Source organism: Gillisia mitskevichiae, from assembly GCF_003634585.1.
GTDB lineage: Bacteria > Bacteroidota > Bacteroidia > Flavobacteriales > Flavobacteriaceae > Gillisia > Gillisia mitskevichiae.
In genome coordinates this window covers 763,504-788,138 of sequence record NZ_RBLG01000001.1, presented here as the reverse complement: position 1 = coordinate 788,138, position 24,635 = coordinate 763,504, and the positions used below count along the sequence as shown (strand labels likewise).

The 24,635-nt window shown below is 34.9% G+C and carries 23 protein-coding genes; 8 read left to right on the top strand and 15 right to left on the bottom strand.

Annotated elements, in window-relative coordinates; translation table 11 throughout:
* Positions 1-172 precede the first annotated feature (172 nt).
* Positions 173-1,531, top strand: a complete 1,359-nt coding sequence (locus BC962_RS03630) for a dihydrolipoyl dehydrogenase family protein (RefSeq protein ID WP_121344529.1) — start codon at positions 173-175, stop codon at positions 1,529-1,531.
* Here BC962_RS03630 and BC962_RS03625 read toward each other — a convergent pair.
* From BC962_RS03625 to BC962_RS03610, 4 genes are all read right to left on the bottom strand, one after another.
* Complete coding sequence (locus BC962_RS03625) at positions 1,528-2,319, bottom strand: tryptophan-rich sensory protein (RefSeq protein WP_121344528.1); 792 nt, start codon at positions 2,317-2,319, stop codon at positions 1,528-1,530. The genes BC962_RS03630 and BC962_RS03625 overlap by 4 nt on opposite strands.
* Positions 2,320-2,331: 12 nt before the next feature.
* Positions 2,332-2,967 carry a ligase-associated DNA damage response endonuclease PdeM gene (pdeM, locus tag BC962_RS03620; RefSeq protein ID WP_121344527.1) on the bottom strand — a complete coding sequence of 212 codons (636 nt, stop codon included), beginning with the start codon at positions 2,965-2,967 and terminating at the stop codon, positions 2,332-2,334.
* Positions 2,968-2,980: 13 nt separating this feature from the next.
* Complete coding sequence (locus BC962_RS03615; protein ID WP_121344526.1) at positions 2,981-5,467, bottom strand: ligase-associated DNA damage response DEXH box helicase; 2,487 nt, start codon at positions 5,465-5,467, stop codon at positions 2,981-2,983.
* An 84-nt stretch (positions 5,468-5,551) separates the two neighbouring features.
* Entirely contained in the window at positions 5,552-6,217 is a 666-nt protein-coding gene (locus BC962_RS03610; protein ID WP_245984006.1) for a hypothetical protein, read from the bottom strand.
* Between the two features lie 111 nt (positions 6,218-6,328).
* Here BC962_RS03610 and BC962_RS03605 point away from each other — a divergent pair, with 111 nt between their 5' ends.
* On the top strand, positions 6,329-7,387 hold the full coding sequence (locus BC962_RS03605) for a hypothetical protein (RefSeq protein ID WP_245984004.1): 1,059 nt from the start codon (positions 6,329-6,331) through the stop codon (positions 7,385-7,387).
* Between the two features lie 15 nt (positions 7,388-7,402).
* Here BC962_RS03605 and BC962_RS03600 read toward each other — a convergent pair whose 3' ends face one another.
* Positions 7,403-8,995, bottom strand: coding sequence for an ATP-dependent DNA ligase (locus BC962_RS03600; RefSeq protein WP_121344523.1), 1,593 nt, complete (start codon positions 8,993-8,995; stop codon positions 7,403-7,405).
* Entirely contained in the window at positions 8,992-10,044 is a 1,053-nt protein-coding gene (locus BC962_RS03595; RefSeq protein WP_121344522.1) for a ligase-associated DNA damage response exonuclease, read from the bottom strand. The genes BC962_RS03600 and BC962_RS03595 overlap by 4 nt, the downstream gene beginning before the upstream one ends.
* A gap of 163 nt (positions 10,045-10,207) precedes the next feature.
* On the opposite strand from BC962_RS03595, the gene BC962_RS03590 reads away from it, so the two are divergent.
* Positions 10,208-10,633 carry a tellurite resistance TerB family protein gene (locus BC962_RS03590; RefSeq protein ID WP_121344521.1) on the top strand — a complete coding sequence of 142 codons (426 nt, stop codon included), beginning with the start codon at positions 10,208-10,210 and terminating at the stop codon, positions 10,631-10,633.
* 3 nt (positions 10,634-10,636) lie between these two features.
* On the opposite strand, the gene fbp is transcribed toward BC962_RS03590, so the two are convergent.
* Positions 10,637-11,647 carry a class 1 fructose-bisphosphatase gene (gene fbp / locus BC962_RS03585; RefSeq protein ID WP_121344520.1) on the bottom strand — a complete coding sequence of 337 codons (1,011 nt, stop codon included), beginning with the start codon at positions 11,645-11,647 and terminating at the stop codon, positions 10,637-10,639.
* A gap of 115 nt (positions 11,648-11,762) precedes the next feature.
* Between fbp and BC962_RS03580 the strand changes: the two genes are divergently transcribed.
* The 5 genes from BC962_RS03580 (at position 11,763) to BC962_RS03560 (ending at position 16,821) form a co-directional block, all read left to right on the top strand.
* Positions 11,763-12,239 (top strand): GNAT family N-acetyltransferase, encoded by a 477-nt coding sequence (locus BC962_RS03580; RefSeq protein ID WP_121344519.1) that lies wholly within the window; start codon positions 11,763-11,765, stop codon positions 12,237-12,239.
* Positions 12,240-12,492: 253 nt separating this feature from the next.
* Positions 12,493-12,966 (top strand): GNAT family N-acetyltransferase, encoded by a 474-nt coding sequence (locus tag BC962_RS03575; RefSeq protein ID WP_121344518.1) that lies wholly within the window; start codon positions 12,493-12,495, stop codon positions 12,964-12,966.
* A gap of 2 nt (positions 12,967-12,968) precedes the next feature.
* Positions 12,969-14,222 (top strand): aspartate kinase, encoded by a 1,254-nt coding sequence (locus tag BC962_RS03570; RefSeq protein WP_121344517.1) that lies wholly within the window; start codon positions 12,969-12,971, stop codon positions 14,220-14,222.
* Between the two features lie 53 nt (positions 14,223-14,275).
* Positions 14,276-16,075 carry a GNAT family N-acyltransferase gene (locus BC962_RS03565; RefSeq protein ID WP_121344516.1) on the top strand — a complete coding sequence of 600 codons (1,800 nt, stop codon included), beginning with the start codon at positions 14,276-14,278 and terminating at the stop codon, positions 16,073-16,075.
* 101 nt (positions 16,076-16,176) lie between these two features.
* Positions 16,177-16,821 (top strand): SDR family oxidoreductase, encoded by a 645-nt coding sequence (locus BC962_RS03560; protein ID WP_121344515.1) that lies wholly within the window; start codon positions 16,177-16,179, stop codon positions 16,819-16,821.
* A 122-nt stretch (positions 16,822-16,943) separates the two neighbouring features.
* Here BC962_RS03560 and BC962_RS03555 read toward each other — a convergent pair whose 3' ends face one another.
* The 8 genes from BC962_RS03555 to serS form a co-directional block, all read right to left on the bottom strand.
* Positions 16,944-17,330 carry a VOC family protein gene (locus BC962_RS03555; protein WP_121344514.1) on the bottom strand — a complete coding sequence of 129 codons (387 nt, stop codon included), beginning with the start codon at positions 17,328-17,330 and terminating at the stop codon, positions 16,944-16,946.
* A gap of 39 nt (positions 17,331-17,369) precedes the next feature.
* The gene (locus BC962_RS03550) at positions 17,370-18,317 is read right to left on the bottom strand and encodes a 2-hydroxyacid dehydrogenase (protein WP_121344513.1); all 948 of its coding nucleotides are present in this window, start codon (positions 18,315-18,317) and stop codon (positions 17,370-17,372) included.
* Between the two features lie 5 nt (positions 18,318-18,322).
* A complete protein-coding gene (locus BC962_RS03545; protein WP_121344512.1) occupies positions 18,323-18,688 on the bottom strand; it encodes a cupin domain-containing protein in 366 nt (121 codons plus the stop codon).
* Positions 18,689-18,755: 67 nt separating this feature from the next.
* On the bottom strand, positions 18,756-20,108 hold the full coding sequence (gene mgtE / locus BC962_RS03540) for a magnesium transporter (RefSeq protein ID WP_121344511.1): 1,353 nt from the start codon (positions 20,106-20,108) through the stop codon (positions 18,756-18,758).
* Complete coding sequence (gene rsmA, locus BC962_RS03535; RefSeq protein ID WP_121344510.1) at positions 20,098-20,967, bottom strand: 16S rRNA (adenine(1518)-N(6)/adenine(1519)-N(6))-dimethyltransferase RsmA; 870 nt, start codon at positions 20,965-20,967, stop codon at positions 20,098-20,100. The genes mgtE and rsmA overlap by 11 nt, the downstream gene beginning before the upstream one ends.
* 42 nt (positions 20,968-21,009) lie before the next feature.
* Positions 21,010-21,318 (bottom strand): DUF4286 family protein, encoded by a 309-nt coding sequence (locus tag BC962_RS03530; protein ID WP_121344509.1) that lies wholly within the window; start codon positions 21,316-21,318, stop codon positions 21,010-21,012.
* Between the two features lie 159 nt (positions 21,319-21,477).
* Positions 21,478-23,193: a tetratricopeptide repeat protein gene (locus tag BC962_RS03525; RefSeq protein WP_245984001.1), complete on the bottom strand. Its 1,716-nt coding sequence runs from the start codon at positions 23,191-23,193 to the stop codon at positions 21,478-21,480.
* Positions 23,194-23,325: 132 nt separating this feature from the next.
* Positions 23,326-24,597: a serine--tRNA ligase gene (serS, locus tag BC962_RS03520; protein ID WP_121344507.1), complete on the bottom strand. Its 1,272-nt coding sequence runs from the start codon at positions 24,595-24,597 to the stop codon at positions 23,326-23,328.
* Between the last annotated feature and the right edge of the window lie 38 nt (positions 24,598-24,635).

Here is a 24,635-nt window from a genome sequence, read left to right as displayed (position 1 = left end):
TAGTAATTGATGAAGATAATTCCATGAAACATGGTTCTAGGTGCTTATACTACGAACTATTTATAATTTTGTTCGTTAAACATGTAGATGTTAATTTCAGCCTAAAACCAGACATATTTAAGTTTAAGGCTTCAATTTTAATTAATTTTCAACTCCATCTAAGAAAAATAGTATGTCAGGTTTTGAAGAGTATGATGTTTTTGTAATTGGTTCTGGAACGGCTGGAAAGCTAGTTGCTACCACATGTGCAAAAGAAGGTTTAAAAGTAGCTATTACAGATAATAGAGAATTTGGCGGCACCTGCCCAAATAGAGGCTGTGATCCTAAAAAAGTTCTTTTTGGTCTTACAGAAATTTTAGATCGGTCCTATAAAATGATGGGAAAAGGAATTGTAAAAATGCCAGTTACAAATTGGGAAGATCTAATGGATTTCAAAAAGACCTTTGTGAACGCGGTTCCTGCAAAAACAGAAAAAGATTTGAAAGCTTTAGGAATTAAAATGTATCATCAGTCCCCTAAATTCTTAGATAAGAACACCCTTTCTGTAGAAGGGAAAACGGTAAATGCAAAAAAGATAGTTATTGCCACCGGTAAAATCCCTTTAGAGCTTAAGATTCCTGGAAGAGAACATGCTTTAACCAGTGATGACTTTCTTAATCTAAGAAAATTACCAGAAACCATGCTTTTTATTGGAGCTGGATATATTGGGATGGAATTTGCTCATATTGCCGCAAGATTTGGGGTGAAGGTTACTATGATAGATACCGGTGAACGCCCACTTCATAATTTTGATGAGGATATGGTTAGCCATTTGCAAAAGGCATCAGAAGAGCTAGGGATTAAATTCATTTTTAATGCTGAAGTTATTGAAATAGAAAAATTGCGAAAAAATTTTAGAGTTACAGCAAATCAGAAAGGAAAGGAAATTTCAGAAGCAGTGGAATTAGTTTTTAATACTGCAGGAAGAATTCCCTCTATTGAAGATCTAGATCTGGAAAAGGGAAATGTAAGTTTTAGTAATCGTGGAGTTCTTGTTAATAAACACCTTCAAAACACCAGCAACGAAAGTGTATTTGCATGTGGGGATGTATCAGACAGTGATGGTTTGCCATTAACCCCCTTATCTTCAGAAGAAGGGAAAATTGTTTCAGAAAATATCTTGAAGAAAGGAATGCCAGCAATTTCAGAATATGCCCCGCAACCCTCGGTTGTATTTACCTTACCTAATCTTGCGAGTGTAGGACTTTCAGAAAAAGAGGCTAAAGCACAAGGACTGGAATATAGGCTGGAAAATAAACTAGTGCCAAGTTGGTTCAATGCGAAAAGAATAAATGCAGATGAATATGCTTATAAAACACTAGTAGATACTAAAACGGGGCTTATCTTAGGAGCTCACTTAGTTGGTCCGGAAGCTGCAGAGATCATTAATTTGTTTTCTATGGCAATGGCAGGAAATCTCAGTTGCGAGATAGTGCGTAAAATGATATTTGCATATCCAACATGGGGTAGTGATATTAAAAGCATGCTTTAATTTTTAAACATCATTTTGTACATTGGATTGCTCTTGCGATTAATAAAACCGTGGTAAGATATATTGACTAGTATTAATAGTGCTGCAATTAAACCTACATAAGCTAATGTCGTATGTTCATCTACTTGTTTTACGTAAATAGCTACCAAAGCCCAAACTCCCACTAAAGCAAATTCCCTCATATTTCTAGTGTAGATAATCGTGATATTAATTATGGCTGCTACAATAATCATAATAATGGCCCATTGCACTTCTGTAAGAAAACCACCACTCCAGCCTAGTTTTGCTAAGTAGGCAGAAATGTTTGCTATAGTTGCCACAGTTATCCATCCTGAATACAGGCAAATTGGCCACCAGAAAAACCCAATGATCTTAAAAGGGGCATCCCATCGCTCCATATTATTTTTTATAATAATAGCAATAAGGCTGCCTAACATGATAAGCATTAAAATAATTGAGAGTAAAGTATACTCATAGAGCCATGCGAAAACCCAAGAAGCATTTGCGAAATTCGCTATGAAAAACCAAGGTCCTGTTTTAAATAATCTTTCATCCTTAGGCTGATTTAAAAAAGATCTGTAGACTTGAAAAATAACAAATATTAAAAGCCCTATATAAATTGGTCCCCAAATAGCAAATGCATATCCTGCCGGAGTAAAGAGATTGTTATATTCGGCACTTAAACCACCTATAGTATTGCCATTTATACCAACTAACTGGGAATAATAACTAGCGAAAATGGCGGTTATTACCGATAACATATTTAAAACAGCTATTCTCTTACTCATAATTTCTAAGGTTTAAAAAACTGAAATAACTTCAGATTTTGTAATTGCAAAGATGCGGTCTCCTTCATTTGGCGAGATCCAGAAATTGCCTGTAAATTCACCAAAAGCGGGTAATATTAACTGTTCCTTGTTCTGATAAAAGCAGCGTAATTGAAGGATTTGCCTTCCGTTGCCTCTTAATTTAAATCCGGGGTGAAGGTGTCCACATATATTAAAAAAACCTTCTCTTTCTTCGGGATGATGCGTTAATAAAAGATCTCCAATAATAATTTCAGAATAGATCTTCACTCCTAAAGCTTCATATTTAAGCTCCGAGATTATATCGTGGTTTCCTGCCACCAAAATCACCGGGATGTCGATAGTTTGTATCCATTCTGTAAATAGATCCCACTCCATATTTAAAGAACTATGAAATAGGTCTCCCATAAAAACAATACTTAGCGGAGAAAAGAAATTTACCACTTGATCCAATCTCCTAAAATTCTCTGAAATAGCAGCCTGCGGGACAGCACTTCCATATTTTCTAAAATGCGAGATCTTTCCCAGATGCACATCGCTTATAAGCAGCATTTCTTGTTCTTCCCAAAACATAGTCCCGGAATGATGTAAAATAAATGTTTGATTAGCTAACTGGATCTTTTCTATCACCCTGCAAATTTAATTACTTTTCTAATTGTTTGAGCATTTTACGAATACGGTCTTCCACTTTTTCTGAAGTCAGTTTTTCGCGAAGCCTATCTGTAATTATAGGAAATGAAAAAGGAGTCGCTTTTTCACAAGCTTTCCATATAATGTCTTGAGTCGAAATCCTTTCTAAGGCTTGTCTTAATCTGCCTTCTTCCAACTGATGTTCAAAAGTTTCTCGAAAAGCCTGAAGAAATAAGAGATTATCTGCTTCATAATCTCTAAAAACACTAAAAAGCAACTGCGAATTGGATTGAAGGTGTTTTGTCTTAATTAGTTTATTGGGATAGCCAGTAAAGACAAGTCCTGCAATTACTGCCACATCCCGGAACTTCCTTCGTGCCATTTCAGTAGCATTTAAACTCTTATAGAGATCGTCCATTAAAAATTCCGATGAAAAAAGGTTGTTATCCAAAACCTCTTCCATGTTTATTTCTTGGTCTGAAAGCAACTCGAAACCATAATCATTAAATGCCAATGTAAAACTTATTGGAAGCAACAAACTGATTCTATAAGCTAGCAAACTACCAAGCGCCTCATGTACAAATCTACCTTCGAAAGGATAAAAAATGGCATGATATCCTTCTCTTGTTTTAAAAGTTTCAATTAAAAATTCATTGCTTTTAGGAATTATAGATTCGCGTAATTGTCTCTTGAAAATAGGTTTAAGCGCTTTTAATTCTTCTGAAGTTTTATTTAATTTTCCATTAGCATCTTTCTCCATTGAAGCTGCTGCTTCATACATTTCTTCTCGAAGTAATTCACTCATCTGTGCAGAAAACGCCATTCTTCCCCCTTGCCAACTAGGAACTCTGGAAGTTTTACTTTTTGAAGCCCTAACAATTACTTGCATATTCTTGATTTGCACCAATTCTAGATTTCTTCCGGCAAAGGTGAAAACATCGCCAGGCTTCAATTTGGAAATAAACCATTCTTCTATACTTCCTATAAAGCCACCTTTCATATATTTTACCGTGAGAACAGCATCACTCACGATCGTTCCAATTTGCAATCGATGCCGCATTGCAACTCCTCTATCGTTCACTTTAAATTTACCATCCTCCTCTATTTCCACTTTTTTATACTCATCATAAGCTTGTAAACTCTGACTTCCTTTGGTGATAAAATTAAGAACCCACTGCCATTGCTCATCTGTTATGGCTTGAAAACAGAAAGTGGATTTAATCTCCGGATAGATGTCGGCAGGGAAAAAACCATCTGAAACTGCTAGTGTGGTAAGGTATTGCACTAACACATCAAAACTCAATAAATATGGGATTCTATCTTCTACCACAGTTTTATTCACTGCTTTTTGCAAGGCAGAAGCTTCTATCAATTCTATTGCATGCGTAGGTAAAAAATAGATCACACTTTGCTTGCCCGGTTGGTGCCCGCTCCTTCCCGCCCGCTGAATAAATCTAGCGACTCCTTTTGGACCACCAATTTGAATAATGGTTTCTACAGGTGCAAAATCTACTCCTAAATCTAGACTAGAAGTACACACTACTGCCTTTAAAGATTCATTTCTTATAGCTTGTTCCACCCAAAGTCTTGTCTCCTTGTTTATACTTCCATGATGCATCGCCACATCTCCCGCAAATTCAGGATATTTCTCCATTAATTTCTGAAACCACAATTCACATTGAGATCGAGTATTGGTGAAAATTAAGGTGGTCTTAGAATTATTAATAATAGGAACAACCTCAGCAATTAAATGTAAACCTAAATGCCCTCTCCAAGGAAACTTCTCCATTTTCTTAGGAATAATCGAGCGCACATCTATTTTCTTGTTAAGATCTGCCTTGATCATTACTGAGTTTTGGTAAGCTTGTGAGTTTGTACCTAATAATACTTCTCTTGCCTCCTGAAGATTTCCAATAGTTGCAGAAATCCCCCAGATCTTTAGTTTTTTAGAAATTGTTTTAAGTCTGGATAATCCCAACTCTACTTGTACTCCGCGTTTTGTCCCTAATACTTCGTGCCACTCATCTATCACGATCGCATTTAGATCTTTAAACATTTTAGCATAATTCTTTGAAGAAAGCAACAATTGCAAACTTTCAGGAGTGGTAATTAATAGATCTGGCATCATGCGTTTTTGGGCAGCACGCTCTTTTTGGGAAGTATCCCCAGTTCTAATCCCAACGGTTAACTGCGTACCCATTTCCTCTGCAAATCTTCTGGCAGATTGCTCTATTTCTACGGAAAGGGCCCGTAGCGGAGTGATCCATATGGCTTTTAATCCCTTTTTATGTTTGGTTTTATAGTCTGGATTATTTTTAATGTATTCTAAAACTATTGGAACCCACAAAGCATAGGTTTTCCCACTTCCAGTTGGAGCATTTAATAGTCCGTTTTTGTTTTGCAGGTAAGATTTCCAGGTATCTTTCTGGAATTTAAAAGGTTTCCATCCTTGATTGGAAAACCAGTTACCTGCTAATTTTAGAGCTTCAGATCTGTTCAATTTAACAAATAGAATATTTGATGGTTATCAATAAAATGATGTTTTCGCTGAGCTTTTGTTTAAATTCAAATTAAATAAAAAAAGCTATCGCTTTAGTTTAAAATTATTAAGATCTATATCATCTACACCTATACTATCAAATGGATATTCCAATTGATTTTGGATATTATATAATGAGATCAATACAAACTGGGTTAATAGAACAATAAAATAAGCGATCCAATCTGCATCATTTAAGCCTAAATTATAAATGATTGTTGGCGCATAGATAAGAGGAAATATATAAATAAATACTTCACAATAGGCCATTAAACTTATAGGTGTTCTATGAATGTGAATTGCGTGTAAATTCTCTATAGATTCATGGGTATCTTTCATAAACCTAAAAACTCTGTCCCTAAGCTTATAGGGAATAAGGTTTTCCTTATCTGAAACAAAACTATATACTTGGTGTACAATTTCGTCTAATCCCTTAATGTCATCATTTCTTTTAGACAAATGCTCTATAGTTTTTATATTGATCTCAAATAAAAGATTTTCTACTTCAATTTTTCGATCTTCTACAACCTTATCATTACTTAAAATGTAATATTTCACCGTCTTTAAAGAGCTTAAAAATTTACTTAAATGTTCTAAAGCCTTTTCCCTTCTTTTAAATGAACTGCGAATTGTAAAAACCAAGGGGAAAATAATTGCAATACTCAGCAAGGTAAGGTCTACATTAAAGTTAATTCCTAACCTAAAGAACAAATATGTAATTACTGCCGAAAGGAATAAAGTAATAAATGTTCTAAAATTTATTATAGATAAATATTTTCTAATAGCTTGATTTTTAATATCTTAGATAAATATACATTTATTATGGGTAAATCTACTATCCTCAGTATTTTGCTCCCCACAATTTTCTTTATAAATATTTCTCTTGCGCAAGAATCTAAGAAAGATCTGCCAGAGATTCCATCTGCACTTTTTCTTAATAATGAAGTGATGCACATTTCGCTTAAGTACTCTAATAAAGATATTAAAAAAGTAACCAACGATTCTACATTTATTACAACCTTTCTAAAATTTAAAGAGCAAGAGGAAAGTTGGGATTCTTTAGAGGTTAATCTACGTAAGCGTGGAAATTTTCGACTCAAGAACTGCTATTTTGCTCCAATTAAGGTGAAGATCAAAAAAAAGGAAGGAAATAATACACTCTTTGAAGGACATAAAAACTTAAAGTTAGTTTTACCTTGTTTAGTGGAAAGAGAATCTAACGACAATATTATTAAAGAATATTTAGCTTATAAACTATATGAAATTGTGTCTCCTTTCCATTTTAAATCGAAATTAGTACACCTTAGTTACGAAGAGCAAAAGGGTAAGAATACAAAACCTTATGAAATATTCTCTATTCTAGTAGAAGATGATAAAACTGTAGCAAAACGCATTGGAGGAAAAGTTCTAAATATAAAAGCCCATCCGTTAAATCAGGTGCCATTAGAATGCGTTAGAAATTCTTTTTTTCAGTACATGATTGGGAATACAGATTTCTCCACCGCTTATCAGCACAACACAAAACTGATCTTTTACGAAAATAAGATCATCCCAGTGCCTTATGATTTTGATATGTGCGGAATGGTTAACACCAGCTATTCCACAGTTTCTCAAATAAATAATGAGCAATTATCCATAGATAACGTTAAACAACGGCTTTATAGAGGTTTTAAAAGAGACCCTTTAATAATAGCTGAAGTGAGACTGGAATTTTTAAAAAACAGGGCTGCCATATTAGAAGCCATTAAAGAATGTGAACTATTATTTGAAAATAAAGCTGAGTATGTTTCTACCATAGAATATATAGAAGACTTTTTTGAAGTGCTGATTGATGATAGAAAATTTGAAAAAGAAATTGTTAGTAAGGGAAGATCAAACTAAATATAGAACCCAGCTTTACTGGATTAGGGCTTTAAGATCTTCTAGCGTATTAGCTTCATTTATTTTCTTGTCTTGTCTCCATCTTAATATTCTGGGGAATCTGGTAGCTACACCACTTTTATGCCTTTTGGACTCTGCGATTCCTTCAAAAGCAATTTCAAATACGTGATGCGGAGTCACACTTCTAACAGGTCCAAAACGTTCTAATGTATTTCTCTTGATCCAAGCATCCACTTTTCTGAATTCTGCATCTGTTAAGCCCGAATAAGCTTTGGCAAAGGTTACCAATTCATTTTTTTCCTCATCCCACAATCCAAAAGTATAATCTGTAAATAAATTAGAACGTCTTCCATGTCCTCTCATTGCGTAAGTAAGCACTGCATCTATTGTTAAAGGAGCGACTTTCCATTTCCACCAATCTCCTTTTTTTCTGCCTACCAAATATGGCGAATCTAACTTCTTAAGCATTAGACCTTCAGATTTTTCCTCCCGAGAGCGCTCTCTTTCTAATGCCACTTCTTCCCAAGTATTAAAGGAAATACTTTTTGAAAGTTGAAGCGGAATAGCTTCAGTAGAGATTTGAGAAACTAAATCTTCTAAAATTTCGCGTCTTCTCTTAAAAGGTTCGGTTCTAATATCCTCCCCATTCCATTCTAAAAGATCATACACTTTTAAGATCACTGGAGTTTTTTCCAGCAAAGCTTTGGACACGGTTTTTCTACCAATTCTGGTTTGTAGGTCGTTAAAAGTACCAATCTCTCCCTTTGGATAAGGCAAGATCTCACCGTCCATAACAGTTCCGTTTGGAATAGTATTAATGAAGGCTTGAAATTCAGGATATTTATCTGTTACCAATTCTTCTCCCCGACTCCACACAAAAAGTTCATTATTTCTAATGATCACTTGCGATCTTATTCCATCCCACTTATGTTCTGCGCTCCAATCTTTAACATCTCCAAGTTCTTCAACTTCACTTTCCAAAGCGTAAGCCAAATAGAAAGGATAGGGTTTAGAGAGGTAATCTTCTTCGTTTTCTTCAAGAATTAGCTGCGTATAGGTGATCTTAGAAGGTTCCCAATTTCCCATTAATTTATAGGCAAGAATATCTTCGTCGATTTCTGTTGCTTTTGCTAATGCACGGGTCATTAATTTCTGACTCACTCCTATTCTAAAACTTCCAGTAATTAATTTACTGAATACAAAACGTTCATAATAATTGAGTTCCAGCCAATTCTTATGTAGATATTCCTTTTTCTCTAGCTCAGATAGCTTTTTTAACTCGATGATCTCTAATAAAAACTGATTCAAACTTTTATCTGAAGAACTATCTGATGCAGGAATTATCAAAGCAATAGTTTCTGCTAGATCTCCAACTATATGATATGATTCTTCAAATAACCAAAGAGGAATATTCGCCAATTCTGTCGCCCATTCTCTTAATAAGGTTGTATTTACTGGCCTAGGAGGTCTTCTATGTGAAAGAATTGCAATAGCCCATACTTTGTCTTTGTCTGGAGCATTTTCAAAATATCTAGTTAATGCTTCTACTTTTAATGTAGTTTTATTCGTGCTGTCCAGAGTTCTTATTAATTCAGCGAAAAGCTTCATAAGCTAGTTATTTTATCTACTGGTTCAGGATCCTTTTCTATTTCACTCTTCGCTTCTAATTCTCCTATTTCTCCTTCATACTGAGTTTCTTCTGTTCTAGCATCATATCCTTTTTCTCTTAAAAATCTTGAAAAAATATCGGTATATCCATGTGTGCAGATCACTTTTTCACATCCTGTTCCTTCTATTGCTTGTAGCAAACCTTGCCAATCACAATGATCTGAAAGCACAAATCCTTTATCTATAGCTCTTCGTCTTCTCGCGCCACGAAAGGTCATCCATCCACTTGCAGATGCAGTAACATAAGGAACCATTTTCCTTATCCAAGGAGTACCGTGAGCACTTGGAGGCGCCAAAACCATACTCCCTTTTAGTTCCTCTTTTTTAGTATCTCTTGTAATTCTAATAGTTTCGGGCATGCTTAACTGAGGTCTTAAAACTTCAGTCATATTTTCTATAGCTCCATGCGTATAGATCTTCCCAATGCTCGGGTCTAAATACTTCAACAAACGTTGAGCTTTTCCTAAGGAATATCCAAATAGAATGGAGGTTCTCCCATCCTCCCTATTTTGCTGCCACCAGTTATTAACATCTGTCATCACTTGATCCTGCGGTGTCCATTTAAATGCCGGCAAACCAAAGGTGCATTCAGTAATAAAAGAATGACATTTTACAGACTCGTAAGGAACTGCAACCCCATCATCTTCCATTTTATAATCTCCTGTAAAAACCCAAACTTCCCCTTTATATTCCACTCTAATTTGTGAGGAACCAATAATATGTCCCGCGGGGTGAAGGGAGAATTTAACACCGTTAATAGTAAATGTCTCATTCCACTCTTTTCCCGTAACTACTATTTCTCCCAATCTGTGTTTAATAATTGGAACATTAGAGTGATGAGTAATATATTTTTTATGTCCCCATCTGGAATGATCTGCATGTCCATGAGATATTATCGCGTGATCTACCGGTTGCCAAGGATCCAAATAAACCCTGGCTTGCTCACAGTAAATTCCCTTATCATTGAACACTAACAATGGATTACTCATAATGCTTCATTTGTTTTAGCTGAAGAAAGTTAGGGAATTTGCTTTTTTTGATAAAGCGATTAAGAAAAGATTAGCGAATGTAGAAGCCCAAATTAATTATGATATAATTGATTTCACATCATTCGAGGTTTATCTATATTTGCAGCATTAAATTATATTATATATGTCATTTGTAGATTTGTTTGACTCGGGAGAGCATTTACGTAATTTAGGTCACTTTGCAGCTATTGTTAACTTAGCAGCAATAGATGGTGAAATAAATGAGCTGGAAGAAGTTCAGCTTCAAAGATTTGCCAGAAAATTGAATATCGATGAATCTGAATATACTAAGGTATTAAAAAACCCTTCTTCGTTTCCAATTCAACCGCCTAATACTGTAGAAAGAAGATTGGAAAGACTTCATGATCTTTTCACCATCATCTTTTCAGATCACAATATAGATGAAGAAGAAGCAGAGCTTATCAAAAAATATGCAATTGGACTTGGTTTTTCTGAAGAATCATCTAAAGCAATCATCAAAAGATCTGTAGATATCTTTAGTGGTCACTTAAGTTTTGACGATTACAGGTATTTATTAAATAAAGACTAGATTCTAGCGATCTTTCGCCGTCATAAATTCTTCAGCTTTTTCTACCATTTTTGTACTTCCACAAAAGAATGGAACTCGTTGATGCAACTCTGTCGGCTTTAGATCCAATATTCTATCAAACCCATCGCTGGCCTTACCTCCGGCTTGTTCAACAATAAAGGCCATTGGGTTACATTCGTATAACAAACGTAATTTTCCAGAAGAATTCTGTGAGCTTTTAGGATAGATAAAAATCCCCCCTTTTATCATATTTCTATGAATATCGCTCACCATAGATCCAATATATCTAGATGTATATGGACCTTCAGGTTTCTCTTCCTGGCAGTATTTAATATAGTCTTTTACCCCTTGTGGAAAATGAATATAATTCCCTTCGTTTATTGAGTAGATCGTTCCAGTTTCAGGAAATTTCATTTGTGGATGAGATAAATACCACGAACCTAAAGCGGGATTTAAAGTAAACCCATTCACTCCGTTCCCTGTAGTATAAACCAACATAGTAGAAGTTCCATAAATAATATATCCGGCAGCAACTTGTTTATTCCCTGGTTGTAAAAAATCCTCTTTAGTCACTGGAGTTCCAACTGGAGTTACTCTTCTATATACAGAAAAAATAGTTCCTACAGAAACATTTACATCTATGTTAGAACTTCCATCCAAAGGATCCATAAGCACCACATATTTATTCTTGTGATCTTTATTATGACCTTCAATAGTTATAAAATCGTCATTTTCTTCGGAAGCGATCCCACAAACAATTTCTCTATTAGTAAGGGTCTTTATAAAAGTATCATTTGCATAAACATCCAACTTTTGCTGGTCTTCTCCCTGAATATTAGTCTCCCCATGAGCACCAATAATGTCCACTAATCCTGCTTTGTTAACTTCGTGATTTACCACTTTTGCAGCAAGCCTAATAGAATTTATCAATCTAGACAGCTCCCCGGAAGAGTAAGCAAAATCCTCTTGATTTTCTATTATAAATTCACCTAAAGTCTGATTTTTCTTGGACATTTTAATGGGATATGATTAAGTTGCGGCAAAAATATCTAAAATATATAAGGTACTATAACGTTTTCGTGTTTTAAATAATTGTAAGTTCCTTATTTTTGAATTAATTAACACGAATATGAAATTTACAATCCGCAAAGCTGAAAAGAAAGACCTTCCACAAATTCTGGAACTAATCCAAGAACTGGCAACCTTTGAAAAAGAACCTGATGCAGTAGAGATAAATGTACAGGATCTTGAAAAATTTGGTTTTGGTACCGATGCGTTTTACACTTGTTTCGTTGCTGAAGCTAATAATAGAATAGAGGGTATTGCTCTTGTATATTTTAGATTTTCTACCTGGAAAGGGAAAGTGGTCCATTTAGAAGATCTTGTAGTTAGACAAGAAATGCGAGGCACTGGAATGGGAAGTGCTTTATATAAGAAAGTGATTGCTTATGCTTTAGAGCAAGGCGTTAAAAGAACAGAATGGGTGGTTCTAGATTGGAACACTCCAGCAATAGAATTTTATGAACGCAGTGGAGCCAAAGTTTTGAAAAATTGGCATATTGTTCAAATGGATGAAAAAGCCATGAAATCTTATATAGAAAGGTAAAACCGTTTTAAGATATTCTCTAAAATGCAAAGCTTCTAAAACCTATAACTAGAATCTTTAGTTGCCAATCTCCAGATAATTATTCACTTTATATTCAGCCATTTAAATCTATAGATGGTAGGACTAATGGGAATACAATCACAAAAAAAATCAGAAATTCAGTTAAAAATTTATACGTGTATATTCAAATTCTACTTTCACATAACTACCATATATAAGAATGGTTTGCTAAATTTGTGAAAAAGCAACAATTATGGAATATACAATTAGAGAAGCACAAAAAAATGATATGCCACAAGTTCTAGAGCTTATCAAAGAACTTGCAGCATACGAAAATGCATCTAATCAAGTAGAAATAGAAGTTGCAGATCTAGAAAAAGAAGGTTTTGAGAACGGAAATTTCAACTGTTTCGTGGCTGAGGTGGATGGTAAAATTCAAGGAATGGCATTGGTGTATTTCAGATTTTCCACTTGGAAAGGACGTACCGTTCATTTAGAAGATCTAATAGTTAAAAAAGAGATGCGAGGTACAGGACTTGGTGGTGCTTTATACAAAAGAGTAGTACAGTATGGCCATGACAATGGAGTAAGACGCGTAGAATGGGTGGTTTCTGAAGGTAATGAAAATGCCATCGAGTTTTACGAAAATACTGGAGCAGATGTTAAGAAAAACTGGTATACCGTGCACATGGACGAAACCGGAATACAAAAAAATATCGAAAAGTAAGAATGGATATATATAAGTTTGGTGGTGCATCAACTAAAGACGCGGCTTCTGTACAGAACGTTTTAAAGGTGCTCAAACTAACAGGGGCAAAAGATAAAGTGATCGTTATCTCTGCAATGGGGAAAATGACTAATGCTTTTGAAGTTGTTATCAAAGATTATTTAAATAATCCAAAAGCTATTCCCGAAAGTCTTTCTGATATTAGATCCTATCATCTTGAAATTGTAGATCAATTATTCCGTTCTAAGCAAGCTCCCATTTATAAAAAGTTAGATGTTTTCTTTGAGGAGATCCAGAATTTCATGGTTCATAATAAATCTACCAAGTACGATTTTGTTTATGACCAATTGGTGTGTTTTGGAGAATTGATATCCTCTACTATTGTAAGTGAATATTTTACAGCCCAAGGGATCGATCATACTTGGTTAGATGCCCGAACCCTCATAAAAACCGATAATATTTATCGAGATGCCTCGGTAAATTGGGAAGAAACTCAAAACAGAATTGCAAACAAGGTTAAAAAAGAGCAACTCTATCTTACCCAAGGATTTATAGGGGGAGACACAAATAATTTTACCACGACTCTAGGTAGAGAAGGGAGTGATTATACCGCTGCCATTTTTGCTTATTGTTTGAATGCAGAAAAAGTGGTTATTTGGAAAGATGTTCCCGGAGTGCTAAACGCGGATCCTCGGGTTTTCGAAAATCCGCAGCTTCTGCATCAAATTTCTTATGAAGAAGCTATAGAATTGGCATTTTATGGCGCTTCTGTAATTCACCCTAAAACACTACAACCATTACAAAGAAAAGAAATACCTCTTTTTGTAAAATCATTTATAGACCCGTCTGGAAATGGAACAGCTGTAAGTAAAGGACAAGCTCTAATCCCAGCAATTCCTTGCTTTATAGTAAAAAAAGGTCAGGTTCTAATTTCATTATCTTCTCTAGATTTTTCCTTCATGGTAGAAGAAAATATCAGTGAGATCTTTAGACTATTTCATCTCTACCAAATAAAAGTAGACCTCATCCAAAATTCTGCTATAAGTTTCGCAGTTTGTATAGACAATAAATTTAATAATCTCGAGAAACTTATTCAGCATTTAAAAGCAAGATATAAGGTGAGTTACACTACAGGGGTTTCTCTTTATACAATTAGACATTTTAATGAAGGAGCTATTGGATCTTTAGAAAAAGATAAAGAAGTATTATTGAAACAAGTAATGCAAAACACCGTTCAAATAGTAACAAAGTCTTAAACTAACTCGAAAATTCTATTCGCTATCTTTGTTAACAATTTAAACAACGCTTAATGGGAATTGTTACCGCGCAGGAAGTTGCCAAAGTTATGAATCTTCAAAAATTAGGACCAATAGGCACTGCTATTGGTTGGATCGTTCTACGAAGCACAAAACTTTCTACTCTAAATAAAGAATACGAATCCAGAAAGAATCTAGATGGAATTACATTTATAAATTCTATTCTGGAAGGTTTTGAGATCGATTTTGAGATCCCCGATAAAGATTTAAAGCGAATTCCGAAAACTGGTGCTTTTATAACAGTTGCAAATCATCCTTTAGGCGGAATAGACGGAATGATCCTTATGAAGATCCTTTTAGATAAACGAAGTGATTTTAAAGTGATCGCTAATTTTCTTTTACATCGTTTAGATCCTTTGAAACCCTATATAATGCCGGTTAATCCTTTTGAAGATCATAAGGATGCAAAATCCAGTTTAGGAGGGATCAAACAAGCGATTGCACATTTAAAAGAAGGTGGAGCATTAGGGATTTTTCCCGCAGGAGAAGTTTCTACTTATAAAGACGAAAAATATATTGTAGATAAACCTTGGGAACCATCTGCTATGAAACTTATACAAAAAGCTAAAGTTCCCGTAGTCCCTATTTATTTTCACGCAAAAAACAGCACTTTCTTTTATCGCCTAGCTAGTATGAGCGATATTTTAAGAACCGCTAAATTACCAAGTGAAATGCTTTCTCAAAAGAAAAGAAAGATCATGGTTCGTATTGGGAATCCTATCTCTGTTGAAGATCAAACTGCAAATCCAAATTTAGAGGCTTTTACAGCATTTTTACGGAGAAAGACCTATATGTTGGCCAATTCTTTTGAAAAGAAAAGCCTTTTTGACAATATTCCAAAAAGTTTAAAACTGCCAAAAAGCCCAAAAAAGATTCCGTTACAGGCGAATCAGGCTTTAATGGAAGAGGAAATAGAAACTTGTAGGAGATTGGATAAACGCCTATTGTCGAGTAAAAATTATGAAGTCTTTTTAGCCAAAAAAGAAGTGATCCCAAATATTCTTACTGAAATTGGAAGATTAAGAGAAATCACCTTTAGAGAAGTTGGCGAAGGAAGCAATAACTCTATAGATCTGGATCCTTTTGATGAGTATTACTATCATTTATTTCTATGGGATAACGATACTAAAAAAATAGCTGGAGCTTATAGAATGGGAATGGGAAAAGAAATTTTTAAAGCCTATGGAATAAATGGCTTTTACCTTCAAGACCTATTTAGATTCGAGCCAGAGTTGTACGATATGATGAGTCAATCTATAGAAATGGGAAGAGCTTTTATCATAAAGGATTATCAATTACGGCCTATGCCTTTATTCTTGTTATGGAAAGGCATCGTTCATTGTACTTTACGTTTCCCAGAACATAAATATCTTATTGGCGGAGTAAGCATCAGCAATAAATTCTCGAATTTCTCCAAGTCTTTAATGATCGAGTTTATGAAGTCTAATTATTACGATCCCTATGTGGCTCAATATATTAGACCGAAAAAAGAATTTAAGGTGAAATTAAATGATGCCGACAAAGACATTGTCTTTGATGAAAGTGAAGCCGATCTAAACAAATTCGATAAAATTATAGATGAATTGGAACCGGAAAGCTTAAGACTTCCCGTTTTAATTAAAAAGTATATAAAACAAAATGCACGGGTAGTTGCCTTTAACGTAGATCCATTATTCAATAATGCTATAGATGGTCTCATGTATATTAAAATAGCAGATCTACCAGAAAGCACCGTTAAACCTGTAATGGAAGAGTTTCAGAAAGAATTGGAACAAAAGCTTAATCATACCTAAGTTTTTGATTATCGTGAGTTGTTAATTTCCTGTTATACCTTCAGCAAAATTGGGAATTGGATGATTTCATAAGTATATTAAAAAACTTTAAAATAAATAAGATGGAAAGAGTATTAGTAGTGGGAGCTACAGGACAGACAGGAAAAAGAATTATAGAAATATTGAATAGCTCTAGTACCTTCGAGCCATATGCAATGATCAGAAAAGAAGATCAGAGACAAATGTTTGAAGATATGGATGTAGAAACTGTAATGGGAGATCTAGAAAAAGATGTAGACCAAACAGTGCAAGGAATGGATAAAGTGATATTTGCTGCCGGTTCTGGTGGAAGTACTGGTGAAGAAAAAACCATTGCAATAGATCAAAATGGAGCGATAAAAATGATAGATGCCTCTAAAAAGGCAAAAGTTAAAAAATTCGTGATGTTGAGTTCTATGGGAGCAGATAAACCTGAATCTAATAAAGATCTAAAAGTTTATTTGGAAGCCAAGCAAACTGCAGATGAACACTTAAAAAATAGCGGACTTTCTTATACTATTGTACGTCCCGGAGCATTGAATGATGATCTAGGATTAGCAAAAGTAAAGCTTGCTGAAAAATTAGATGAAAGTGGTGAGATCTCTCGAGATGATGTTGCCTTTTTATTGGTGATGAGCCTTGCAGATCCTTTGGTTAAAAACAAAACTTTTGAAGCATTAGAAGGAAAAGAGTCTATAAAAAATGCAATTATAGATTTAAGTAGATAACATTTCGACATCCCGATAGCTATCGGGACAATGTGACAAGTTTCAATTTGTTATCCTGAGGGAAATAAAAAATCTCCAAATAGCAGCAATCACGCTCTATTTGGAGATTTTTTTTATGCTATTTATAAGAAAGCTTTATCGTTGGGTTCCCAAAGTTCAATTTTGTTTCCTTCTAAATCCATTATCCAACCAAATTTCCCTTCTTCTACAGATTCTGTTTTACCCAATACTTGAACTCCTTCTGCTTTTAGTGTCTCTAAAAGTTCATCTAGATTTTCAACTCTAAAATTCATCATGAATTCTTTTTTGGAAGGTTCAAAATAACCGGTGTCTTCTTTAAAGGGACTCCATTGCGTAGAACAGTCTTCGCCTTCTTTGTTCTTCCACCAAAAAGTAGAACCCCACTGATCTGTATTTAATCCTAGATGATCACGATACCAATCTTTTACCGCTTTTGGATCTTTGGTTTTAAAGAAAACTCCACCAATTCCTGTAACTCGATTTTTCATTGTCATTATTTTCAGAATTAGATTTCTATAATTTACTTCTTATATCGCTTCTCCAAATTTATCTATGATCTTATAGGCGATAGTAGAAGCCAATTTTCTGTGAGACTCCTCGGTCCAACCTGCAACATGCGGACTTAAAATTACATTTTCAAAAAACATAAGCTCCTTAAGATCGGGAGGGATTTGGTGATCTTGAAATAAATGCTCGAAAGAATCTTTTTCATATTCTAAAACATCTAAACCCGCTCCAAGAATCTTGCCTTCTATAAGCCCTAAAACCAGATCTGCAGTAATTACACTTTTCCCTCTTGCTGTATTTATAAACCAAAAAGGATTCTTGAACTTATTTATAAAGTTCGTGTTTACCATCTTATTTGTTTGCTGTGTCCATGGAGTATGCAAGCTTAATACTTCAGCAGTATTTTGAAGTTCTTCCAAACTCACTTGAGTGGCATTTTCATCTCCTACCCCTTTTAAAATATCGTAACAAAGAACCTTAACATCAAAACCTCTTAGCTTTTTAGCAAAGGCTTTTCCCATATTTCCATATCCAATAATACCAACTGTTTTCCCGTCTAGTTCTATTCCTCTATTATCCTCTCTATGCCAATATCCTTGATGCACTTCCCTATTGGCTTTGGTTAACTTATTAAGAAGAGAAAGTAACATTCCTAAGGCATGTTCCCCAACGGCATTGCTATTCCCTTCTGGCGCTGCAAAAAGTTCAATTCCACTTTCCTTTGCATATTCTACATCTATACTTTCCAAACCCGCACCAACTCTGGCTATAAACTTTAAATTTGGAGCTCTATCTATAAAGTCTTTATCGATCTTAAATCTGCTTCGAATTATAATTCCATCAAACAAATGTTGATTGGCAAGAATATCTTCTTTACAAACATCATAGGCTTCAACATTGTGATAACCTACTTTTTGTAATTCTTTGATCAGTAAAGGATTATTACTATCGGCATGCAGAACTATCATGGTTTCTAAATTTTTGGATACGAATTCACCGTTAACTCACTTTCTACATTACCTGTGTGTTTTACAGAAAGTTTTTCAAAAAGCATCACATGCACCTCTTCATCGTTCTTCGTCATTGGGCAATGCTCTACACCTTTAGGAACTACTATTAGTTCACCTTCCTTAACTTCCACCGTTTTGTCTCTAAATTGTATATATAAAGTGCCTTTTATAACTTGAAATAATTCATCTTCCTCCTCGTGGGTATGCCAGATAAATTCGCCTTTGAGTTTTGCAAGTAACACTTGCATATCATCTACCACGGCTATTTGATGCGGATTCCAATTTTTACTGAATTTTTCAAATTTAGAATTGATATTAATACTTTTCATAGAAACAAATAATGATGTGAGGTAAAAAAAGCTCCGGCCGGAGGGGTTGAAGGTTGCTTCTACTAAGTTAGAAACCTAAAATGATTTTCGCAATACTAAAATAAATTAATATTCCGCAAATATCATTACTAGTAGTAATAAAGGGTCCTGTTGCCATCGCAGGGTCTATTCCCTGTTTATCTAAAATAATAGGTACGAATGTTCCTATTAAAGATGCGATCACTATAACTGAGATCAAGGAAATCCCAATAGTTAACCCAAAGGTAAGGTCGAAGCCTAGTAAAAAGATGCCACCTACAGTTAGTAATATCGCAAGCACCACCCCATTAAAGAGACTTAAAACGATCTCTTTTAAAAGTCTATTTAGTAAAGAACCCTTTAAACTTTTGTTAGCCAAACCTTGCAAGACAATTGCTGAAGATTGTACTCCAACGTTTCCTGCCATCGCAGCAATTAAAGGAACAAAAAAGAATAATGCTGCATGTTCTTTCATCGCATCATCAAAAGTTCCTAAGACAGAAACACTAATAAATCCTCCAAAAAGCGCTAAAACAAGCCAAGGTAAACGCGCTCTGGTAAGCAACCAAATACTATCATCTGCCTCTACATCTTCAGAAATACCCGCTGCCATTTGGTAATCTTTCTCGGCTTCATCCTTTACAAAATCCAAAATATCATCAATAGTAATTCTACCAACGAGTCTTCCCATTTCATCTACAACTGGAATAGCTTCCAAATCGTATTTCTGCATGATCCTAGCCACTTCCTCTCCCGGCGTATGCACGTTTACATAATCCACCTGCGGGATGTACACGTCGCTTATATGTGCCTTACTTGGGGCGGTAAGCAAATCCTTTAGGGATAATCTTCCTTTTAGTTTATTTCTATCGTCCACTACATAAATAGAGTGAACTCTGGTTACGTTCTCTGCCTGATTTCGCATTTCGCTCATGCAACCTGTAACGTTCCAATTTTCATTTACTTTCACTAATTCCTTGGCCATAAGACCACCGGCAGAATCTTCATCATATCGAAGTAATTCTACAATATTATCTGCATGCTCTTCATCTAAGATCTGGGCAATAACCTTTTGTTGACGCTCTTCAGAAAGTTCAGAAATAATATCTGCGGCATCATCGGTGTCCATTTCTTCTAGTTCCTCGGCAATTTCCTTTGGAGATAAACTATCTAAAATACGCTCCCTTACCCCTTCTTCCAGCTCCATTAAAGCTTCTGAAGTTTTTTCGCTATCCAGTAATTTTACGATATAGGTAGCCTCTTCAATATCTAATTCCGAAAGGATCTCGGCGATATCTGCAGGGTGAACTTCCTCTAAATGCAATAGCAGTTCCGCATCGTTCTTTTGTTCGATGAGGTATTCAATTTTTTCAATTAATTCTTCACTTAATTCAAATTGCATCCTGCTGAATTTTTTCTGTAAGTTCTATAAACTCCTGAACACTTAACTGCTCTGGTCTTTGCCCAAAGATAACATCTTCCCTTAAATTATCTGATAATTCGAAGGTTTTCAAACTATTTCTCAAGGTTTTCCGGCGTTGCTGAAAAGCAGTCTTAACCACTCTAAAGAATAAAGCCTCATCACATGAAAGTGTGAAATTTTCTTTGCGTTTTAATCTTATCACTCCACTTTCTACTTTTGGAGGCGGATTAAAAACTGTGGGTGGCACGGTAAATAAATAATCTACTTCAAAAAATGCCTGTGCAAGTACAGATAGAATCCCATAGGTTTTATTTCCATGAGGTGCCGCTATTCTTTGGGCAACTTCTTTTTGGAACATTCCAGCAAACTCAGGGATAAGCTCCCTGTTCTCTAGAGTTTTAAAAACTATTTGTGTAGAAATATTATAAGGGAAATTTCCAATAATGGCATAAGGTTCTTTTTCAAAAATCTCGCTAATATCGGTCTTCAAAAAATCTTTCTCAAGGATCTTGCCTTCCAGTTGAGGATAGTTTTCACCCAAATAAGCAACACTATCTCTGTCTATTTCTATAACATGAAGATTTATGTCCTTCTTAATTAAATACTTAGTAAGAACACCCATTCCTGGGCCTATCTCTAATACATTCTTATAACCTTCATAGCCAAGAGATTCTGCAATTTTATCTGCAATTCCCTCATCGGTAAGAAAGTGTTGTCCCAAGTGTTTTTTTGCTCTAACATCGCCATCTGCACTAAAAGCGGCTTTCCCGGGAGCATATTTACTTTGCTTAAATTTATTATCCTTTGAATTGAAAGGGTTCTTGTGATTCTTTTTCATGCAGGGGTTTTTTACTGCTAACTATAATAAATAAAGTACAGCTTATTGCTCACTTACAATTTCCATCTCGGTTCTAAAGGCTACGAACTTACCTTCAAAGGGTTTCGATCTTGCTCTTAATGTTGCAGCATTCTCTTCATAATATTTTTGCAACATTGCTTTACTCTCCGTAGTAAATTGAACAGAATAAGTGATTCCGCCCATTTCTTCATTTACCATCACTCTACTCATCAAGGCTTTTTTAAATTTCCCTGTTTCCAACATCTCAGGAATATGCTCAGATTTCATCCAGTTAACCCATTCGTCGTGTATGTCCTCTTGGATATTTATGGTTACGTTATATATATACATGCAATATTTTATTAATCGTTAAGTGCTTTCTTTTCAAATACTTTTTGTGGATCTTAACTTATCCATGGCTTTGTGCTGGCAAATTTAAGCAAACTTCTAAGAGCTAGGATTGACAATCTAAATACTTATTTAGACTAAGCGAAACTATCTCTTAATTTATCACTCTAGTTCGTCTCCTCGTAGAGCACGGAATTTTTTACGCGCATCTACATAATAGATACTATCTGGAAAATTAAAAATGATCTGCTCGTAATATTGTTTCGCCTGTTCAGGATTTTTTAATTGATCCTTATATAATTCTGCTAACAAAAAAGTAGCATTATCTGCTAGGATATCCTTTCCATAAAATTCCAAGATCTTTAAATAATTATTTTCCGCCTGTTTCCAGTTTTCAGACATTTTAAATAATTCTGCCTGCTTTAACAGAGCTTCATCTTCAATTTTCTCTCCTTTATGATTTTGCAAGATATCATTTAACACCTCAATTGCCTCTTCTGTTTTATTCTGAAAAGCTAACAGATCAGCTTTTGCATATAATTTCAAAGCAGTTTGAGTAGAATCTTCTAGGCTATTTTCCTTGATAAGCAAACTCAACTCCAGCGCATCATTTGCAATTAATTGAGTGGTAGAAGCTTTTAACACATTTAACTGAGTAAGCGCCCAATTAAAATCTCCCTTAAAATAACTCGTTTTTGCCACCTTAAATCTTGCGTTTTGAGCGATCTCATTATTCTTTACTAAGCTTTGAATTTGGGAATAATAGATTAGCGCCTGATTGAATTTTTGATCCAACACAAGAATATCTGCCAGAGTCATCTTGATAGCTGCTTGCTGAAAATTATTTAGCTGGCTTTTAGAAAGCGTATCCAATAACTGCTTGGCCTCACCAATCTCCCCCACTCTAAAAGCTAGGAAATTGGCGAAATCTATTTGAATTGCCATGGTCTCCAAACCTGTTCCGAATTCTAAAAGCACTTTCTCATAATCCTTTTTAAGTTCTTTGAAATCTGACTCTTTTACAGTGCTCAACTTCATATCCAGTAATAATTGATTGGCTTGAATAAGTATGGTTGGCGAAGTAGTTTCAGCAATAATAAATGAAACTATTTCTTTAGCTGTTTCAATATCATCTTCAGACTTTGCTATAACCGTAAGCTGAATGATACGTTGTAGATCTTGATTGTTCCTTTTAAAGATCGCTTTCTCCTGAAGAAAAGCTTTGTCAAAATCTTTTTGCTGAATAAAAAGCCAGGCCAATAATTCGCTATAAGTAAGATCCTGAGTTTTTTGAAGCTTTTGAAGCAACTGTTTCCTAAGCGCGATATTTGCCAAATTAGAAGCATCTTCTAAGATGTACCTATCAAATTCCCGCATTAAGCTAATGCTCATATCGGGCTGCTTTGTAATTAGTTCTAAATAAGCAGCAAACATCTCATCTAATTTCCCTTGTTCTCCATAAATTCTAGCCAAAGGAAGCTCAAAATTCATTTCTGGATTTAGCTGCATCCCTAGAACATACGCCTGTTCTGCATAATCTAGTAAACTATATTTTTCAAAATTTCGAGCGATAGAATATGCGTAATTTGACTTTTCATTTAAAGCATTTAGAGCTTCTGTATATAGCTTTTTAGCAAATTCTGGCTTGTTCTGCAGCTCAAAATTATGACCTAATTCAATTAAAATGCTCGGATTATTATTGGTGACTTTAAGTCGTTCTTGCAATAAAACCTCGGCTTCATCAAAATTTTCTAGCTGTTGGTGAGAGTTCACCAAACCCATAAAATAGTTAGAATTTCCAGGTGATTCCTTTACTAAATTCTGATAGACGCTAAGAGCTTTGGCATATTCACCTTGATCCAAAAATTTTTGTGCCAATTCATCTGATTGACAAAAAACGCTCTGAATACCTATAAAAAATAAGGCTATATATAAGAAACACCGCATTTTGTAAAGATAACAAAATGCGGTGTTTGGAAATAACTATATAAATAAAACCCTATTAAGGGATTAATCGATCATTGAAAATCCGGTATACTTAACCAATACTTCAGGAACTTTAATTCCATCGGGAGTTTGATAATTCTCAAGAATTCCGGCTAACACTCTTGGCAATGCCAATGCACTTCCATTTAAAGTATGCACCAATTCCTTTTTTCCTTCTTTATCTTTATACCTCAACTTTAATCTATTTGCCTGAAAGGTTTCGAAGTTAGAAACAGAACTTATTTCTAACCATCTATCCTGAGCGGTAGAAAACACCTCGAAATCATAAGTTATTGCAGCTGTAAATCCAAGATCTCCAGCACACAACCTTAATATTCTATATGGTAACTTTAGATCTTGTAAAAGATCTTTTATATGATCTACCATCCCATCTAAGGCTGCATAAGAGTTCTCTGGTTTTTCAACTCGTACGATTTCAACTTTATCAAATTGATGCAACCTATTCAATCCTCGTACATGTGCTCCGTAAGACCCAGCTTCTCTTCTGAAACATGGAGTGTGACCAGTACAAGAAATTGGCAGATCTGCTTCAGTAAGCATTCTATCTCTAAAAAGATTGGTCATTGGCACCTCTGCAGTAGGGATTAGATAAAGATCATCTTCTGTAACATGATACATTTGCCCTTCTTTATCTGGTAATTGCCCGGTTCCAAATCCTGATGCTTCATTAACTAATAATGGCAATTGATATTCTGTATAACCAGCATCTACAGCTTTATCTAGAAAATAAGTGATCAAAGCTCGTTGTAATCTTGCTCCTTTACCTTTATACACAGGAAAGCCTGCCCCGGTAATTTTATTACCAAGCTCAAAATCTATAATGTCGTATTTTTTCGCTAATTCCCAGTGAGGCAAAGAACCTTCTGCTAATACCGGAATATCTCCTTCTTTAAAGATCTCCTCATTATCATCTTCTGTAATACCTTCAGGAACCAGATCGTTGGGAATATTAGGAACGGTATAAAGCAATTGCTCTAACTTAGCAAGGGTTTCATTAAAACTATCTGAAAGTGCTTTAGACTTATCTTTTAATTGAGAGGTTTTCTCTTTTAAGATATTCGCTTTTTGCTGTTCTCCAGATTTAAACAACATCCCAATTTCTTTGGAAAGCTGATTGGATTCGGCCAAAGTTTCATCTAATTGCGTTTGTGTGGAACGGCGAGATTCATCTAATGTTAAGATCTCTTCAAAGATCTCTTCAGCATTAAAATTCCTCTTTTTTAGGGCTTTAATATATCCCTCTTTATGCGCTCTAATATTGCTAACTTGTAACATAAGGCCAACTAATTTTTAGTAAGCAGCAAATGTAACAA

Coding starts and splice junctions, on each gene's coding strand:
- BC962_RS03545 (WP_121344512.1), bottom strand. CDS start 18,688: ATGAAAAGTATTAATATCAATTCTAAATTTGAAAAATTCAGTAAAAAT.
- serS (WP_121344507.1), bottom strand. CDS start 24,597: ATGTTACAAGTTAGCAATATTAGAGCGCATAAAGAGGGATATATTAAA.
- BC962_RS03555 (WP_121344514.1), bottom strand. CDS start 17,330: ATGAAAAATCGAGTTACAGGAATTGGTGGAGTTTTCTTTAAAACCAAA.
- BC962_RS03530 (WP_121344509.1), bottom strand. CDS start 21,318: ATGTATATATATAACGTAACCATAAATATCCAAGAGGACATACACGAC.
- BC962_RS03630 (WP_121344529.1), top strand. CDS start 173: ATGTCAGGTTTTGAAGAGTATGATGTTTTTGTAATTGGTTCTGGAACG.
- rsmA (WP_121344510.1), bottom strand. CDS start 20,967: ATGAAAAAGAATCACAAGAACCCTTTCAATTCAAAGGATAATAAATTT.
- BC962_RS03570 (WP_121344517.1), top strand. CDS start 12,969: ATGGATATATATAAGTTTGGTGGTGCATCAACTAAAGACGCGGCTTCT.
- BC962_RS03595 (WP_121344522.1), bottom strand. CDS start 10,044: ATGAGTAATCCATTGTTAGTGTTCAATGATAAGGGAATTTACTGTGAG.
- BC962_RS03625 (WP_121344528.1), bottom strand. CDS start 2,319: ATGAGTAAGAGAATAGCTGTTTTAAATATGTTATCGGTAATAACCGCC.
- BC962_RS03565 (WP_121344516.1), top strand. CDS start 14,276: ATGGGAATTGTTACCGCGCAGGAAGTTGCCAAAGTTATGAATCTTCAA.
- BC962_RS03550 (WP_121344513.1), bottom strand. CDS start 18,317: ATGATAGTTCTGCATGCCGATAGTAATAATCCTTTACTGATCAAAGAA.
- BC962_RS03580 (WP_121344519.1), top strand. CDS start 11,763: ATGAAATTTACAATCCGCAAAGCTGAAAAGAAAGACCTTCCACAAATT.
- BC962_RS03560 (WP_121344515.1), top strand. CDS start 16,177: ATGGAAAGAGTATTAGTAGTGGGAGCTACAGGACAGACAGGAAAAAGA.
- BC962_RS03590 (WP_121344521.1), top strand. CDS start 10,208: ATGTCATTTGTAGATTTGTTTGACTCGGGAGAGCATTTACGTAATTTA.
- mgtE (WP_121344511.1), bottom strand. CDS start 20,108: ATGCAATTTGAATTAAGTGAAGAATTAATTGAAAAAATTGAATACCTC.
- BC962_RS03600 (WP_121344523.1), bottom strand. CDS start 8,995: ATGAAGCTTTTCGCTGAATTAATAAGAACTCTGGACAGCACGAATAAA.
- BC962_RS03575 (WP_121344518.1), top strand. CDS start 12,493: ATGGAATATACAATTAGAGAAGCACAAAAAAATGATATGCCACAAGTT.
- fbp (WP_121344520.1), bottom strand. CDS start 11,647: ATGTCCAAGAAAAATCAGACTTTAGGTGAATTTATAATAGAAAATCAA.
- BC962_RS03605 (WP_245984004.1), top strand. CDS start 6,329: ATGGGTAAATCTACTATCCTCAGTATTTTGCTCCCCACAATTTTCTTT.